16 protein-coding genes are annotated in these 17,134 nt (G+C 35.5%); all 16 read left to right on the forward strand.

The genetic code is table 11. The features are described 5' to 3' along the window. The first annotated feature begins 152 nt into the window (after positions 1–152). Positions 153–602 carry a phage terminase small subunit P27 family gene (locus HDR40_RS03885; protein ID WP_290626699.1) on the forward strand — a complete coding sequence of 150 codons (450 nt, stop codon included), beginning with the start codon at positions 153–155 and terminating at the stop codon, positions 600–602. Then, positions 599–1,630 carry a site-specific DNA-methyltransferase gene (locus HDR40_RS03890; protein WP_290626701.1) on the forward strand — a complete coding sequence of 344 codons (1,032 nt, stop codon included), beginning with the start codon at positions 599–601 and terminating at the stop codon, positions 1,628–1,630. Before HDR40_RS03885 ends, HDR40_RS03890 begins: the two co-directional genes overlap by 4 nt. A gap of 98 nt (positions 1,631–1,728) precedes the next feature. After that, positions 1,729–3,606, forward strand: coding sequence for a terminase TerL endonuclease subunit (locus HDR40_RS03895; protein ID WP_290626703.1), 1,878 nt, complete (start codon positions 1,729–1,731; stop codon positions 3,604–3,606). Then, positions 3,607–3,795: a DUF1056 family protein gene (locus HDR40_RS03900; protein ID WP_290626705.1), complete on the forward strand. Its 189-nt coding sequence runs from the start codon at positions 3,607–3,609 to the stop codon at positions 3,793–3,795. 2 nt (positions 3,796–3,797) lie between these two features. Continuing rightward, positions 3,798–4,952, forward strand: a complete 1,155-nt coding sequence (locus tag HDR40_RS03905; RefSeq protein ID WP_290626752.1) for a phage portal protein — start codon at positions 3,798–3,800, stop codon at positions 4,950–4,952. Next, positions 4,921–5,628 carry a head maturation protease, ClpP-related gene (locus HDR40_RS03910; RefSeq protein ID WP_290626707.1) on the forward strand — a complete coding sequence of 236 codons (708 nt, stop codon included), beginning with the start codon at positions 4,921–4,923 and terminating at the stop codon, positions 5,626–5,628. The genes HDR40_RS03905 and HDR40_RS03910 overlap by 32 nt, the downstream gene beginning before the upstream one ends. Beyond that, the gene (locus HDR40_RS03915) at positions 5,628–6,827 is read left to right on the forward strand and encodes a phage major capsid protein (protein WP_290626709.1); all 1,200 of its coding nucleotides are present in this window, start codon (positions 5,628–5,630) and stop codon (positions 6,825–6,827) included. Before HDR40_RS03910 ends, HDR40_RS03915 begins: the two co-directional genes overlap by 1 nt. After that, positions 6,820–7,167: a head-tail connector protein gene (locus tag HDR40_RS03920; RefSeq protein WP_290626711.1), complete on the forward strand. Its 348-nt coding sequence runs from the start codon at positions 6,820–6,822 to the stop codon at positions 7,165–7,167. Before HDR40_RS03915 ends, HDR40_RS03920 begins: the two co-directional genes overlap by 8 nt. Next, positions 7,130–7,480: a head-tail adaptor protein gene (locus HDR40_RS03925; protein WP_290626713.1), complete on the forward strand. Its 351-nt coding sequence runs from the start codon at positions 7,130–7,132 to the stop codon at positions 7,478–7,480. Before HDR40_RS03920 ends, HDR40_RS03925 begins: the two co-directional genes overlap by 38 nt. Then, a complete protein-coding gene (locus tag HDR40_RS03930; protein WP_290626715.1) occupies positions 7,473–7,940 on the forward strand; it encodes a phage tail protein in 468 nt (155 codons plus the stop codon). The genes HDR40_RS03925 and HDR40_RS03930 overlap by 8 nt, the downstream gene beginning before the upstream one ends. Continuing rightward, on the forward strand, positions 7,937–8,308 hold the full coding sequence (locus HDR40_RS03935; protein ID WP_290626717.1) for a DUF806 family protein: 372 nt from the start codon (positions 7,937–7,939) through the stop codon (positions 8,306–8,308). The genes HDR40_RS03930 and HDR40_RS03935 overlap by 4 nt, the downstream gene beginning before the upstream one ends. Beyond that, the gene (locus HDR40_RS03940) at positions 8,299–8,940 is read left to right on the forward strand and encodes a phage tail protein (RefSeq protein ID WP_290626719.1); all 642 of its coding nucleotides are present in this window, start codon (positions 8,299–8,301) and stop codon (positions 8,938–8,940) included. Before HDR40_RS03935 ends, HDR40_RS03940 begins: the two co-directional genes overlap by 10 nt. A gap of 96 nt (positions 8,941–9,036) precedes the next feature. Then, positions 9,037–9,390 carry a phage tail tube assembly chaperone gene (locus HDR40_RS03945; RefSeq protein WP_290626721.1) on the forward strand — a complete coding sequence of 118 codons (354 nt, stop codon included), beginning with the start codon at positions 9,037–9,039 and terminating at the stop codon, positions 9,388–9,390. Beyond that, positions 9,338–9,601 (forward strand): hypothetical protein, encoded by a 264-nt coding sequence (locus HDR40_RS03950; RefSeq protein WP_290626723.1) that lies wholly within the window; start codon positions 9,338–9,340, stop codon positions 9,599–9,601. The genes HDR40_RS03945 and HDR40_RS03950 overlap by 53 nt, the downstream gene beginning before the upstream one ends. Before the next feature lie 4 nt (positions 9,602–9,605). Beyond that, complete coding sequence (locus HDR40_RS03955) at positions 9,606–16,373, forward strand: phage tail tape measure protein (RefSeq protein WP_290626725.1); 6,768 nt, start codon at positions 9,606–9,608, stop codon at positions 16,371–16,373. Beyond that, positions 16,360–17,133 carry a phage tail protein gene (locus HDR40_RS03960; protein ID WP_290626727.1) on the forward strand — a complete coding sequence of 258 codons (774 nt, stop codon included), beginning with the start codon at positions 16,360–16,362 and terminating at the stop codon, positions 17,131–17,133. Before HDR40_RS03955 ends, HDR40_RS03960 begins: the two co-directional genes overlap by 14 nt. Position 17,134: the final 1 nt, after the last annotated feature.

The following is a 17,134-nucleotide window of genomic DNA, read 5'->3' on the forward strand; positions in this document are numbered from 1 at the left end:
CGATGTGAGACAATTTATTTTTATGAATGTAATTACACATAAAGATAATTTAAAAGCCCCCCGGGTATGATTTTTTAACTAGGGAGCCGCACCAGTGCCGTCGTCTTGTGTCAAAGAGTAAATTTTGAATTTTTTTGAAAGGGGGGTCAAATTTGTTGAAAGTTGATTTATCAAGGCCTAAAGTGCCTACGCAAGCGCCGAAATGGCTTGGAACTTACGGCAAAAACATCTATTCTAAGCTTGCTACTTATTTAAATAAGAACGATAAAATTATCCGTGCTGACCAATTTTTGGTTGAAGAGTTTTGCGCAGCTTACGATAACTATCGCAATTCTTATGCTAGTATCCAAGAAGATGGTTTACAGCAAAAAATATTTAAAACTACTGTTTCACCAGTAGATGGTGAGATAGTAGCACGAGATTTTGCAGGATTTAGAAAAAATCCAGCTTATCAGATGATGAGTGATTCTCTTTCAAAAATGAATTCAATAGGACGAGAACTCGGCTTAAGTCCTAAAGCTAGAAGCGAAATGCTTGATTTTAAGAGTGAAACTAACGATAAAAAAACAACTAAAGACATGATGAAGGAGTTCTTTGAATGATAAAAAGAGGCGATAAATTCATTTTAGGAAATCATCGTTTAATGTGTGGCGATTCCACCAACACCAATGACGTTAATGCATTAATGAATGGGAATAAGGCAATTTTAGTAATATGTGATCCACCATATGGTATGAAAAAGGATATTCTTTACGATGATTTAGAAGATGCAGAACTTAATGAATTTAATGGTAAATGGATTAGTAATAGTTTTAGCATTTTGAAACAATTCGGTTCTTGGTATTGTTGGGGCTGGGACGAAAGATTAATGATGCTATTTGCTAATCATATTTATCCTAAAATTAAAAGCAGAGATTTGACTTTTAAAAATTTACTTGTTTGGGATAAAATCAACGCTTTCGGAATGCATTCCAAACAACTTAATAGTTATGCTAAGGCGAAAGAATTGTGTTTGTTTGTTGAAAAAGGTTATGAAAACTTTAATTCAGCCCAAAATTTTGATGCAGATAATTTAGAGGTTTTTAATTATTTACGTAATGAAGCTGAGAAAGCAGGCTTAACACAAAATTTAACTAAACAAATTACAGGAACTCAAATGCATAGACATTGGTTTAATAAGAGCGAATGGACTTTAATAACTAAAAAGCATTATCTGGAGTTTCAAAATTACTTTAAAGAAAAGGACTTTTTTTTAGTTGATTGGGAAAGTTTGAAAAAACGTGTTTCCAATAAACCTAAAAGTCCTTTTATTTTTAATAATACTTTTGACAAGTTTAACGATGTCTTTCACTTTTTTAGAACTCAAGGTAAGGCAAGAAAAGAATGTTTTGATCATCCTACAGTAAAACCGGTTGAAATGATGGAAAGAATTGTTAAAGCAAGTAGTAATCCTGATGATGTAGTAGTCGATTTGTTTAGTGGTAGTGGTAGTACACTAATCGCATGTGAAAACTCTAATCGTAAAGCATACGTTATGGAACTAGATCCTAAATGGGTTGAAAGAAATATTTTACGTTGGGAAAAATTGACAGGAAAGAAAGCGAGAAAAGTGAATGAATTTATTGATTAATTTAGCAATCGGTTTTAATCTTTTAGCTTTTTTAATTGTGATCGGATTATCAATCAGACAATATTTCAAAAATAAAAAAGATTTGAAGATGTGGACACATGAAGATTGATTTAACTCAAACTCATGATGTAATCGGTACTTATAAAAAACATGATTTTAATGATATTCGCTTGAAATATAAAGATGATGGTACTAAATATTGTTTTGATATTCTGGATGAGAAAGTAATATCTGGTTACTTAACTAAGTTAGCTTGCTTTCGTCATTTAAGAGACTTACAACGCCAAGGAGCAACCGATTTTCCGTATCATTACGACTTAAAAGAAATTAAAGTTACTTTAAAAATAGCTTCTATTATTCCAGATGTGGATAAACACGAACCGTTGCCATTAATGGGGTGGCAAAAATTTGTATTAGCTATGATTAATGGTTGGAAAGATGAAAATAATGAACGCCGATTTACAGATATTCACATTAGTGTCGGACGGTCACAAGGGAAAACACAAATTGCAGGCATTCAAATGTGTAAGGCAGTTTTATATGACACTTTAGGCTATACAAACAAAGACTTTTTAGTTACTGCTAATACTAGTGACCAATCAACTAAACTGTTTGGTTACGTCAAGAAAATGTTAGAAGCCGCAGTTAAAATTGAACCTTTTAAGTCTATTGCTGACCAAACCGGGTTAGATATTCAAACTAACCAAATTATTGCAAAGGAAACTAACAATAAAGTCTGGAAAATTAGTTATGAGGCTGATAAATACGATTCAACACACAATGTTTTGGCTATTTATGATGAAACGGGCGCATTAAGTGATTACGATCGTATGACTGATATTACAGACGGACAAGCGCAGGTTATCCCTTACCACCAATTCATTAAAATCAGTTCGGCTTATCCTGACCCAACTAGTCCTTTTCATAAAGAACAACAAACTCTTCAAAATGTCATGGAAAAAGATTATGACCGTGAAGGAGACGGTATGTTGTGTTTGGTTTGGGCGCAAGACGATTTAGATGAAACTTTTAAGCCTGAAACATGGGAAAAATCAAATCCTTTAATCGGCTTATCAGATAGTGAAAGAGACCGTAGAACCAGCAATTTAATTAAGCAGCGTGATCAAGCAATGCTTAACAATACACTTCATAAGTTTCAAAATAAAAATTTGAATTTATGGCTAAAACAATCAACGGCTAGTTACTTAAATCTTAAAGATGTCGCACGCGCTATTACTAGTGATTTTAGTATTAATCATCGAAAATGTTATATAGGGCTAGATTATTCAATGTTTAGCGATAATACGGCGTTAGGTTTTGTTTTTCCGTATTTAGATAACGATAATCCCAAATACCATATTGCACAGCACAGTTTCATTCCTTGGCAACAAGCCGGTTCTATTGAAACCAAAGAAAAACAAGATGGCATCCCTTATCGGGAATATCCTGAATATTGTACGATTACTGCACATGAACAAGGAATTATTAATCCAGAACAGGTTTATAAATGGCTTTTAAATTTTGTAAAAGAGCACGATTTAAAGCCTATTTTCTTTGGCTATGACCGTTTTGGATCTTACCAAGTTAAAAATATTGTTGAATCTTTGAATACAAATACTGAGTGGATGATTGAAGATGTTCAGCAAAGAACATCAGCACTAGGCAATCCTACAAAATTCTTACAACAACAATTTATAACCAGTAACATTTCAATGGATGATGATCCTATTTTAGAAAAGGCTTTACTTAATGCAGTTATTAAAGAAGATAAGATTGGTATTCAAGTTGATAAAGATAAGGCTACTTTGAAAATTGATGTCGTTGATGCATTGATTGATGCGCTTTATCAAGGCATGTACCATTTTGAAGATTATGGAATTGCTAATGATAAAAGTAAACAAGTAGAAAATATGACACAAAAGCAAGTTCTAGATTGGTTTATGAATCCAAAATCGGGACTTTTAGGAGGTGATTGAGTGAATAAAAAATTATTGCAATTAATTTGGAAATTCTTAGATATTTTACTTTATATTGTGGGCTTCAGCGCAGTTGTTGGAGCTCTTTTTTTATGGTCACAAATAGCCGGTTGGATTGGTGTTGGTATCGGTGCTATTGCAACAGGTTTAGTAGTTGATACATTACCTCCGCAGGGAGGGGGTGATTGATATTGCCTGTTTTTAATTTAAGAAAACAAAAAGTAACTTACTCACTTAATGACCCTGATTTGGTTGATTTTTTAAAAGATAATTCAGAAAGTAGTAACTATATTTCAGCAAAAATAGCTTTGCAAAATTCCGATATTTATAGCTTGATTGCGCAATTATCAGGTGATTTAGCATTAGTAAAATTTAAAGCCGCTACAAGCAGAGCGCAAAGAATGTTAAATAACCCTAGTCAAACAAGTAATGGCTTCAGTTTTTGGCAATCTATGTATGCTCAATTACTTTTAGATGGTAATGCGTACGCTTATCGTTGGAAAAATAGTAACGGTGTTGATTTGTATTGGGAGTTTTTAAGACCGTCACAAGTAGAACCTCAACTGCTAGAAGATGGTTCAGGTTTGGTTTATAACATTAGTTTTGATGAACCGGAGCGAGGGATGCTTACAGGTGTCCCTAGTGTTGATATGATACATATCCGCTTAATGTCTTCTAATGGTGGGAAAACTGGTGTTTCTCCATTGATGGCGTTAGCTAATGAATTAAATATTCAAAAAGCATCTAATAGGTTAACTTTAAACGCCCTGAATAAATCGGTAGAAGCTCCAGGAATTTTATCAGTAACTGGCGGTGGATTACTTGATTGGCAAAAGAAGTCCGCAAGGTCACGTCAATTCATGAAGCAAGTTAATAATTCTAATGGTGGTCCAATTGTTTTAGACGATTTAGAAACTTATCAACCTTTAGAAGTTAAAGGTGATGTAGCTAAGTTATTATCGCAAGCCGATTGGACGGGGAAACAAATCGCTAAAGTTTATGGCATCCCTGATAGTTATTTAAATGGTCAAGGTGACCAACAATCTAATATTACTCAAATTAGTGGTCAATATGCTAAATCTTTAAAAAGATATGTAGAACCGATTAGTAGTGAACTAAATAACAAATTGAATACCACCATCACCACCAATATTCGTCCGGCGGTTGATGCGTTAGGTGATGATTTTGCTACTTCAATTACTACTATGACTCGTTATGGAGTATTAACCGGAAATCAAGCACAGGATATTTTACAAAAGAATGGTTATTTGCCTGACAAGCTACCAAATCGAATAAAAGAAGGAGGTGATGCTAATGAAAATTCAGATGAAGGGTCCCGTGATTGACGATGAAGACGGCAAATTCATGGAATTCTTTGGTATGGGAGACGCTTATATTTACCCTTCAAGAGTTAATGCTGCTTTAGATGAAGCTGATGGAAAAGATGTAGTAATTGAAATTAATTCACCAGGTGGATTAGTTGCTTCGGGTTCAGAAATTTATACTGCTTTAACTCAATATTCTGGCAATGTGGAAGCTCATATTGTAGGGGATGCAGCTAGTGCCGGTTCAATTATTGCTATGGGTGCCGATGAAGTTTTAATGTCACCAACGGCGCAAATGATGATTCACCGTGCAAGTGGTGGGGCTCAAGGTAATACTGATAACCTGCATAGTGTTGGACAAGCCCTAGATGAAATCGACAAGAGCCTGGTTAACATTTATGCTGCAAAAACGGGTAAAGATAAGCAAGAGATTTATAACATGTTATGTAAAGAAACGTGGATGAATGCAGAAACTGCAGTTAATGAAGGATTTGCTGATGGAATTTTAGAGAGTAAAAAGAAATCAGATGAAGCAGAACCAATTTTTAATACTACAGTTCCTATTCCGCATCTTGATAGTAAAAAGCGTAAAAAATTTAATGATTTTTTACATAAGGAAAAAGCAAAAAAAGAGAATAAAAATATGAGTCAGCTTAGAGATAAAAAGCTGGCTCTTTTGTTTGGAAAGGGAAATTAATGAACGTAAATGAATTAAAGGCCGCATTCGACAAATCTGGCGAATATTTACAAGATTTATTAAATGAGCGTGCTGAAATGGGTATTAAACTTGCTTCTAACCCAGAAGCATTTACTGATGAAGAAATCACTAAATTAAGTAATGAAATTAAAGTAGCAGAAAGAAATAAGGCAATTAATAAGGCTAATTATGAAGAAGCTAAGAATACGATGAAAGCTCAGCCTTTACCATCAACGCCTTCAATGCCAAATGCTAAGAAAACAGCTGAAGAAATTAAAAATAAGTTTGTTTCTGATTTTACTAATATGGTTACTTCTGGAACTACTGGAGCAGGCAATGCTGGTTTAACTATTCCGGAAGATATTCAATTAGCTATTAAAACTTTAACTCGCTCTTTCACTAGCCTTGAAAGTCTGGTAAATGTTGAAAATGTATCAACTAAGAGTGGTTCTCGCGTTTATGAAAAATTAGCTGATATTACTCCAATGGTTGACTTGGATGATGAAAGTGGCGAAATTCCAGAAAACGATGATCCAGAATTAACAGTAATTAAATACTTAATTCATAGATATGCCGGATTTAATCGTATTACTAACACTTTACTTAAAGATACTGCAGACAATATTATCGCATGGCTAACTAATTGGGTAGCTAAGAAGGATGTTATTACCCGTAACACTAAAATTTTAGATGCTATGGGTAAGGCTAAAGCTAAACCTACAATTTCTAACTTTGATGATATTAAAGATTTATCAAACAATACTTTAGATCCGATGATCATTGCTACTTCATCTTGGGTAACTAATCAATCTGGATTTAATGTATTAAGTAAGCTTAGAGATAATGAAGGGCGTTATATGATTCAACCGAATGTAACGAATCCTGAAATTAAAGAAATTGACGGCCATCAAGTAACCGTGATTGCTGATAAGTTTTTGCCTGACGTATCTGGTTCACATCCAATTTACTTCGGTGACTTAAAACAAGGTATTACATTGTTTGACCGTCAACGTATGGAAATTGCTACTACTAATGTTGGGGGCAATGCCTTTAATACTGATACAACTTTACTCCGCTTTATTGATCGTTTTGATGTTGAAGTTATCGACGACGGTGCTTGGGCAGTTGGCTCATTTAAATCTATTACCGGTGGTGATAGTAAACAAGTAACTGCTGGTGGTAATGTAAATAATGACTAATTATTTAACTATTGATGACGGCCTAAAAAGAGCTTGTGGATACTTGCCTGATGATGATTTATTGGATGATGGCGCCTTGCAGAGAATGAAAGATGCGTTGGTAGCTGCAGAGTTATATGTTCAAGGCGCCGTAGGTAAAGATGATGGTAAATTTTACCAGTCCGATAACTACAAGAAACTTTATACATTAGCTTGCAACGCAATTGCTGCAAACTGGTATAATCATCCAACTAATGCTGTTTCAAGTACTACAGCCAAGCAAATTATTGGTCAATTACGTGGTTCTTATGATAGTGAGGTAGATGAAGATGGTTCAACTTCAGAATGCAGACCGACTTAATACAATTATTGAGTTTGGAACTGTAGATGATATTGAAAATGAAAATATGGTACAAGTACCAACATTTGTACCGAAATTTAAAGCTTTGTGTGGTCTTTACTCCTTATCTACTAATCAATTAATTGAATTAACAGGCTTAAATAAAAATAATACTGAAATTTATCTTACTCATAAGCGCCGTAGTTGGGATGGCATTACAAAAGCTAGAATTAGTAATAAAATTTATGAAGTTACTAATATTAATCCGGACCCTTATGATAATCCTACTGCTTATGACCGCATTGTATTGCAAGAAGTTGAAAAGAATGGCTGATTTTGATGATCAATTAGAAAAATGGTTCGATAGTATCGAAAATTCTTTAAATCTTAGTTTAGAAGAACAATCTGAGATAACTGGAGCTGGGGCTAAAGTTTATCAAAAAGTTTTAAAGAAAAATACCCCTCGTTCTGATGTTGATTATAGTCAAGGCGGTAAGAGTGCAGGACATGCTAATGCAAAACATGGTAATAAACACCGGAAAACACGACACATTGCAGATATGATTACATACAAGCCGGGATTTGAAGCAAATGGTTTGCATACAGGCTCAACAGCAGTTGGATGGCAAGGTCGTTATTATGCTTTTGTAGCCAAAATTACTAATAACGGTAAAAAACAAATGTCATCCAAACAGGTAAAAAACATGCACTTTAAAGACCGCAGTGAAAAAGAAGCTGCTATTGCAGTGCGACAAGCAATTGCTAAAAAGTATCGCGAGGTAACAGGCTTATGATTGTAAAAGAAGTAGCTAATTTACTAAGAACATCAAAATTAGACGGGGTAGATAATATCTATCCTTTTTTTATTCCAGAAGATAAACAAACTTCAACCGAAACTACTGATATTTTGGTTACTGAGGTTTATGATGTACCAGATAGCTATGGTAGTGACGATATTTATAGTACGGAACAAGCGGTACAATTAAATATTTTTTATGGCCTTCATAGTAAGACCGTGGCAGACACTTTAGAAAAATCTATTGTGTCTTTTTTAATGCAAAAAAATTGGCGATTAACTGAAAAGGAGGGGCATAGTCTCGATCCTGATACACGTCAACTAACTCAAATAATGAAATTTAGAAAGAGGAATTTATGGAATTAACTGGTTTAAATGATTATTACATCTGGAGATATGACGAAGACGGTAATTTGCTAACTGATGAAGCAGCAGGCGGTTTAGCAACAAATTGTAGTAAAGCTGGAATTTTTATCGTCAATTTAGCATCTTCTTACGGTGCTACTCAAGCAAACATCACTGGTTTAGCACCAACAGCACAAAAAGTTTACGGTTCTAATGCTGTTGCGGAACAACAAGTCGGGGCTGTCAATCCACAAGTTGCATTGGCTGCTAATGACATTCCCCACCTGATTTATGATAATTTTGCAGGTCTTAAGAAAGACCAATTAGGTGGTTACGGAAAAAAGGATAATTTCTTAGTTCGTGGTGGAGTAATTGTTCACTCTAAGAATGCTAATAAAAACATCGATTTGTATATGGCGTTTCCTTACGGTGTATTTACTCCTGGTGAAATGAATTTGCAAACTAATCAAGAAAATCCAACTGTCGTACATGATGCGTTAACTTTTGCGGCACAAGAACGTCCAAGCGATATGCTTTTATACGAAAAATTCTACAGTGATGAGAAAGATTTTGACCTTGATAAAATGATTAGTTATATTACTGGCACTATTAAGGAAAATATTACCCCCACTAAGCCTTCTACAAATGCTTAGTTAATAAAAGCAGGGTGGGTGTGGTGGCAAAAATAAATAAAAATATTATTTTAAGACCGTTTTTCCGGTCTTTTTTTCGAAAGGATTTAAAAAAATATGAGTTTAGTAACTGTAAATGCAAAAAGATTAGGTTTAGGTAGTTTTAACGTTAAAACTACTAATAAAAATGTACGTTATGCGTTAAAGACACAATTAGAATTGGCTAAGATTAATCGCGCTATTGAAGCATCTGCTAATTCTGATACTGATGATATGGATACTGTTATCAAGACTTTGGAAGCACAGGAAAAGCTTGTAGAAGTAGAAATTGATTTCTTAACTGGTATTTCTCCTAAATCAGTAACACGCGAAAAAATCGAAGATGCTGATTTTGACGCAATGAACGATATTGTACTTAATGCAATTGGTCATATTTTGGGATATGACCAAAATAAAAGTAGAAAGCATTAAATTCGATGATGATCCGGTTAAAACGCTTGAAGATGTTATAGAAGATTTTGACTATCAAGAGCAACAAATGATTATTAATGGTCATATGAGTGTTGAAGATTTTGAAGAAACGGATTATTACCGATTAATCGAAATTATGAAAGCTAGACCACGTGAAAAGCGTCCAAAATCATTATTCGACTTAGCCGATAGTTTAGATAGAAGGGGGTAGGTTTATGGCAGGAAGAACACCAGCTGGTTCTATTGTTACTAACATTGAACTGAATGGGACTAAGGCCACCACTGCTTTGAAAGATTTAAAGCAGGCAGTTCAAGGCACTACTACAGCGTGGCGAGCGCAACAAGCACAATTGAAAGCGGCTGGTGATGCAACTAAAGCGGCTGAAGCCAAGTTTAATGGGCTTGGTGAAGCTATAAAAAAGCAAAAGCAGTATATAGAAGGTCTTACTCAGTATCAAAGAAAACTGGAGGAAGGCCAGCGTAGGGTTGATACTTCAACCAAGCAAGGTAAGCAAGAATATGATAACTTTACCGAAGCTATCAAGAAGAATTTAAATGAAACTAATCGCGCAAGTACACGTTTAGAATCTTTAACAAAACAACAAGACCGGGCTAAGAAGTCAGTAGACTACTTTAAGTCCGGTCTTTCTGATTTACAAAAAGAATATCGTGAAAATAATCGTTATTCTAAGGCTTATATAGATCAGCTTGAAAGTGAAGGTAAGCATGTTGAGGCAACTCGACAAAAAATTAAATCTTATCGTTCAAACCTTGAAAATTTAACTAAGCAGCAAAAAATTCAGACTCAAGAACTAGAAAGAATTGAAAAAGAGTCCGGTAAAGCTAGCAATGCTTATAAAAATCAAAAAGTAAGAGTAGCAGAAACCGCAAGTGCAGTTGCAAAAATGAATTCTAAGCTTAATGCTTCTAAAAAAGCGCTAAGTGAACAAACTAGCGGTTTAAAATCATTAGAAAAAAATTATCAAACTGCACAAGCTAATGCTGCTTCGTACATTGAACGCTTAAAAAGTGAAAATAAAAATTATGAAGCTGCAAGAGTTCAACTAAATAGCTATAAAAATTCAATAGCAAATTTAACAAAACAGCAGAAAATCCAACAGTCTCAACTGTCACAAATTGCTAGTAAGTCCGGTATAGCTAGCCGTGCATATATTCAGCAAAAAACAAAAATTAACCAGACTATCACGTCGATTAATAAATATTCTGAAGCTATAAAGAAATCTCAAAAAGAAGTAAATCAATTAAATCCTAGGGGATTTAATCGACTTGCACTTAGTGCTCAAAAAGTAACAACCGCTTCCGAAGAAATGAAATCTAAACTTAGAAGTGGTTGGGACTCTATTAAAGCTGGAGCAGGAATAGCTGCAGCCGGAATTGGTGCAATTGGAGCAGCAGCTGTAAGTGGTGCTAAAAAAGCTGGAGATTTACAACAAACTTACAAAGAAATCAATAACCTTGCTACTTTAGGCGGTGAAAAACAAGCTGAAGTAACTAAGAACCTTACTAAAATGCAGGAGCAAGGCCGTACAATGTCGATTAAGTACGGTGAAAGTCAAGAAAATATTGCTAAAGCATATGAAGACTTAGTAAAGCGTGGTTATACTTCCAGCCAAGCGCTAGGGGCAATGAAGACAGAACTTCAAGCTTCTGTTGCTTCCGGTGATAAATTTAGCGATGTAACTACTGTATCTAGTCAAACACTAGAAGCATTTGGTATGAAAGCAAAAAGTAGTACCGAAATGCTAAAAAATACTAAAACAGTTGTAAATGAGCTGGCGTATTCGGCTGATGCAACCAGTACTGGTTTTAGTGATTTAGGTGTAGGTCTGTCTTATGTGGGTTCTGCTGCACACCAAGCCGGTATTAGGTTATCTGAAACAGCTAGTGCAATGGGGATACTTTCGAACAATGGTTTGGAAGCTGACAAAGCTGGTACTGGACTTAGAAAGGTTATCAACTCACTTACTAGTGAAGTGGGCAAAATTGGTAGTAAAAATTCAATTCTAACTAAGCTAGGAATTAAAAAATCTGATTTAGTTGATTCTAGTGGCAAAATGAAAAATCTTTCTACCGTTATGGGTGTCTTACATGACAAGATGAAAGGTATGTCTAAAGTCGAAAAAGTTGACTTAATGAAGTCTTTATTCGGCACAACTGGTATGCAGGCTGGATTAATTTTAGCCGGAAATACCAAAGAATTAGCTAGACTAACCAAAGAAACTGAAAAAGCCGGCACAACTGGTTCTTACGTTCAAAAATTAGCTGATAAGAACATGAAGACTGCAAAAGGTTCCATTAGGCAAGCTAAAACCGCAATGGAAGATTTTAAAATTGTTTTAGGTGCAAAACTTTTACCAGTAATGAATAAAGCTGGTGAAAAACTAGCTAAATTTTTAAGTACCAAAGATGGTGAAAAGTTTGAAAAAAATGTAGCTGGGGCATTAACTAAAGCTACTGATGCTTTAATTAAATTTTTGGACTGGAGCACTAAAAATCAAGGAACCATTAAGGCATTAGGTATTACTTTTGCTACTGTATTTAGCACTGTAAAAATTGCTAAGTTTATTATTGCGGTAAACAAATTAAGACTAGCCTTTAAAGGATTAGACATTGGTAAACATCTTTTGAATGGCTGGGATAAATCTTTAATTAAAATTAGCAACGGTAAAACTAAAATTGGTAAAGTATTCGACTTTATTAAGCGTAGTGCTTCCAAAACTGGAGATGCTGTTTCTAAAGCATTTTCCAAAGGCGTTGATACCACTAAAGGCTTATTCGGCAAAGGAGCCGGAGCAGGAAAATTAAATGGTTTACTTCAATCAAGTAAATCTGCTGGAGGCTTCAAAAACTTAACAACGGCTGGAAAAATTGGTACTTCTGCAGCTGGTATTGGCGTGGCTGTTGACACGGCTACTTCTATTGTTAAGGCTATCAAGGATAAAGCTGGATCACGTAAGCAATATGAAGATATAGGTACCGCCGCAGGTAAGGGTATTGGCGGTGCTATTGGACTTTACTTTGGTGGTCCTGCTGGTGCTGCAATTGGTGCTCAAATTGGTGGCGCCGTTGGTAAATGGGCTGGCGATGCTGCTAAAGACTTTCAAAAGGGTTGGAATGCTAAAAAACCGCCAAAAAACTTTTGGTCCATTGAAAATATGGGATACTCAGCCCACAATATGTGGAAAGGCTTTAAAAGCGGAGTTTCCAGTCTTCTTAAGTGGTTTAAGAAGAACTGGAAAGAAATTGGATTATATTTTGTTAGCCCATTAGCTGGTGCTATTAATTCACTTTACAAACATAATAAAAAATTCCGTAAATGGGTTAATGACTTAGTTAAAGACTTTAAAAAAGCTTGGAACGGTGTAACTAAATGGTTTGGTAATTTAGGCAAATCAATCCAGAAATCATGGAAAGGTATGACTTCCTGGTTTAGTAAACTCGGAAAAAATATGGCCAAAGGCCTTAAATCCGCTTGGAAGTCGATGACTAAATGGTTTTCCGATATCGGCAAGGGAATTCAAAAATCCTGGAGAGGAATGACGGGATGGTTTAGCCGTTTGGGATCCAGTATGGCCAAGGGTCTTAAATCTGCTTGGAAAAATGTAATTTCATGGTTTTCTAGCATCGTTAAAGGAATCCAAAAAGCTTGGAGTGGTGTAACTAGTTTCTTTGGGAAAATTGGTCATAGCACTGTTGGAGCTTTTAAAAAAGCCTGGAATGGTGTAACTTCGTGGTTCTCAAAATTAGTTAGCACAATTAAAGATGCTTTTGATAAGGTCTTTGGCCCTATCGTTAAAACCATTGATAAAGTTAAAGATGGTATTGGAAGTGTTGGAAGTAAAATCGGCAAAGCCGTTAAAGGAGTTCATTTTGCTGATGGTACAAATTGGCGTGGTCGCTATGGCACACTAGCTATTTTAAATGACGGTACTGACAGTCCAGAAACTAATAATCGTGAATCCGTTATCAATGAAGACGGTACGATTGAATTATTACCTAACATCAGAAATTACCAACGAATTCTTAGACCAGGGCAAGAAGTGATTAATGCACGTGACACTGCTAAACTTCTAAGAAATCGTGTTCATTTAGCTTCGGGAACTGTAAGCATTAGTAATACTAAGCTATTTGAATTGGCCAAAAAGAACTACCAATTATCGCTTAAAAAGTATACTGAGAACAAAAAACGCCATGATGACAACAAAAAGCATCGCGATAAACGTGATCACGAACGAGAACAAGACAAAAAGAAGTCTCAAAGTTCAAAAACATCTTCTCACAAAGGTCAAAAATTAGTTGATCGCGCATTTTTAACTGGTTCGGCTAAGAGAACCGGAGAAGCAATTTGGATTAGTGAAGCACTTTATAAGAAACTAACCACGCCTGCTAAAACTACCACTAAGAAAAGAACTAGTTCTAGAAGTAAATCAAGAACTACAACTACCAACAAAGTTACTAAATCGTCTGTTGTAGCAAGCGTTAGAGGAGCATCTTCGGTTAACTCATTAGCTAAAAGTATTAAGTATGTCGCAGGATCGCACTCAGCAAACGTTAAAGTAAATGCTTCAGGAGCTTCTAAAGCCAAGAAATCAATCAATGGTTTAAATAATTCTATTAAGAGCTTAATTAAAAAGAAATCTGTCAAACTAAAAGTTAACTATTCTAGTACATCTAAGGCTAAAAAATCGTTTGATAGATTAAGCGGTTCTATCAAATCTGCTGGAGGAAAAATAAAAGGTATTTCATCATCCAGTTCAAACGCGGGAAAGTCACTTAAGACACTAGACTCAAGAGTTAACTCGACGAACTCTCAAATAAAATCTTTAAGTAAGACACTAAAAAAAGAAAAGTTTGGAAGCTCAATTAAGTCACAAGCTGAAGAAGCTGTTAAATCTTTAAAAGGTAAAGGAAACTTTTCAAAACAGTTTGAGTCGATGACTAAAAAGTTTGGCAGTGACCTGAAGACTATGAGCAAAAATTCTCAAAAAGAATTTACTTCTATGTGGTCACATATAAAAAGTAGTTCCAATTCAGGTCAAAAATCAGTTCAAAGTGAATTTTCTTCTTTTAGTCGCAAATATAAAACTGGCTGGAATAGCTTAGATAGTGGCGTAAAATCAGTTTATGATAGATTTTGGACTTCTATGTATTCCACTGCAAAAAGAGGACTAAATAAGGTTATTGATGTCCTAAACGCAGGAATTGGTAAAATTGACAGCGCCATTAGTGATTTTGGCGGTTCAAATCATGCTGTATCAAAAGTCAAAAGGTTGGCGACTGGTACTGGTGCTTTTAGCGGAATACGTCGTGAAATTACTAAGCCAACGCTAGCAATCTTAAACGATGGCAATGACAGTCCAGAAACACAAAATAAGGAAACAATCTGGGATAGAAATACCGGAGAGTTTGGAGTGGTTCAAGGTAGAAACACTCCATTTTTATTGAAACCAGGGCAAGAAGTTCTTAATGCTACTGAAAGCCGCTTACTTGGATTCACTCATTATGCGACAGGTACTGGTGCACTTAAAAAGCTTTATGAAGAAGCAAAGAAAAATTGGAAAAATCCTACAAAGACTGGCAAGGCTAATTTTGGTGATGTATCCGGGTTATCTGGAGCTGTAAATTCCTTGGCTAAACATGCTCAAGATAAAGTTGTTAAACAGGGTGTTGAGTGGTGGTCTCAACTGTGGAAGATGGTTGAAGACAAAGTAAACGACACTAGTGGAGATGTAAGTGGCCTACTTAAAGAAGCAATTAAAGTTTCTAAAGGTAAGCCTTATGTTTTGGGTGCCAAAGGCCCTGATGAGTTTGATTGTTCAGGCTTAGTAGAATACGCCGCTAAAAAAGTAGGTATTACTTTAACTGCACCTTCTGGTAGTCAATATAGCCAAGTCGAACACATTCCACGCAGTGAAATTAGACAAAACGACTTAGTATTTTACGGACCTGCTGGTGGAGAACACGTCGGTATTGTTAAAGATAAACATACCTACTGGTCAGCACACTCACCAAGTTCTCATCCAAACATCGGATGGGACAGCATTGATGATGCGCCAGCTAAGCCGATTTTATTTGGTAGAATTAGAGGTTATCATCCTAAAGATGATAAATCAGAAAATGTAAAAGCTAATACCAAGTTACAACGACAAATTAAAAGTCAAGTAGGCAATGGCTTCTGGAAAACTATTAAAAAGATAGCTGATAAATACGGTAATTCTTCATTACCTAACGTTTCTGGTAGCGCAAAAGCCTGGACGAGCTATATTAAGCGTGCTGCTGAGCAAATGCATACTTCTGCAACCAGTTCAGACATCGCAAAAATTGTATCGATGATCCAAAGCGAATCGGGCGGTAATGCTCAAGTCGTCCAAAGCTCCAGTGTGTGGGATATCAATATGGCTAATGGTAATCCAGCACAAGGGTTGCTGCAGTTTATTCCGCAAACTTTTGAAGCGTTTGCTGTAAAAGGCTATAAAAAAATTAAAAATGGATATGATCAATTACTCGCGTTGTTTAATGACAGCAATTGGAAAAATGATATCCATTATGGCGGTGGCTGGGGTCCAACAGGTCATCGTCGTTTCGCAAATGGTGGTATAGCTACACAAGCTTCAATTTTTGGAGAAGCTGGTCCAGAAATGGCAATTCCTTTAGCACCAATCAAAGCAACTAGAGCTTATGAATTACTTGGTAAAACCGCAGCAATTTTAGCTAGTCAAGATGGTGGTTTGAGTACCGCTGTAAATCAATCAGAAATTACTAAACAACAAAAAGAAGAGCACGACTTTAGACAAGCCGTGCTCTTGTTGTTAGAGCGGTTAGCCTCTAAGAATGATGATATAAATATCAAATTAACCACACCTGAAGGTCGTACCTTATGGGAAGTAGTTAAACCGTTTGAAAAAGCGGAGCAACGTGCATCAGAGATAAAAAGAAGGAGGGGATTAAGTGGAAACTTCTAAGATGACAGGCTTGATTTTTCAAGATTATAAATCTACGGACTTTGGATTAATGGTTCAATATCCATTTAATCTTGTACATCCTATATCCGACTTGACGCCTACTCATATAAAAGGGAGAAGTGGCGATTTTTTACAAGATGATAACTCTTATCAAAATGTAACAGAAACTTTTAATGTCATCGGGTATAGGACCCCAGAAATTTCACAATTCGATTGGGAAAGAAAAGTTATAGACTGGTTAGCACCGCCTATAGCTACTGGGCAACGCAACTATCAATATTTGCAATTCGATGTAGACCCTGATTATATCTATAACGCGGTAGTTAAAGATACGCCAACTTTTACTTGGGATACAGATAATTTTTTTAAAGTAACTGGAAGTATTTCTTTTTATTGTGAGCCTTATCAATATCGCATAGATGGTATCACTTACCAAAATATTCCCGATACTGGAGTTGTATATAATACCGAAACACGAATTGCATTACCAGATTGGCATTTTATTGCTAAAGGCAATTTTTCTTTAGATATAAATGGGTTATCTTATCAATTTGAAAATATGGATGGAGAGTTTTGGGTCAGCGGACAAACAGGCGATACATATGATCAGGATAATAATATTTTTAATAATAATACCCATTTTCCTAATTTAGTTCCTCCAGTTCTTTATCCCGGCAAAAACACCATTGCCATAACTGTGGAAACAGGATCAACAGTATCACTGGCAGAGTATAGACCTAATTGGAGGCGATTGATATAAG

This window comes from Lactobacillus sp. (assembly GCF_014803895.1).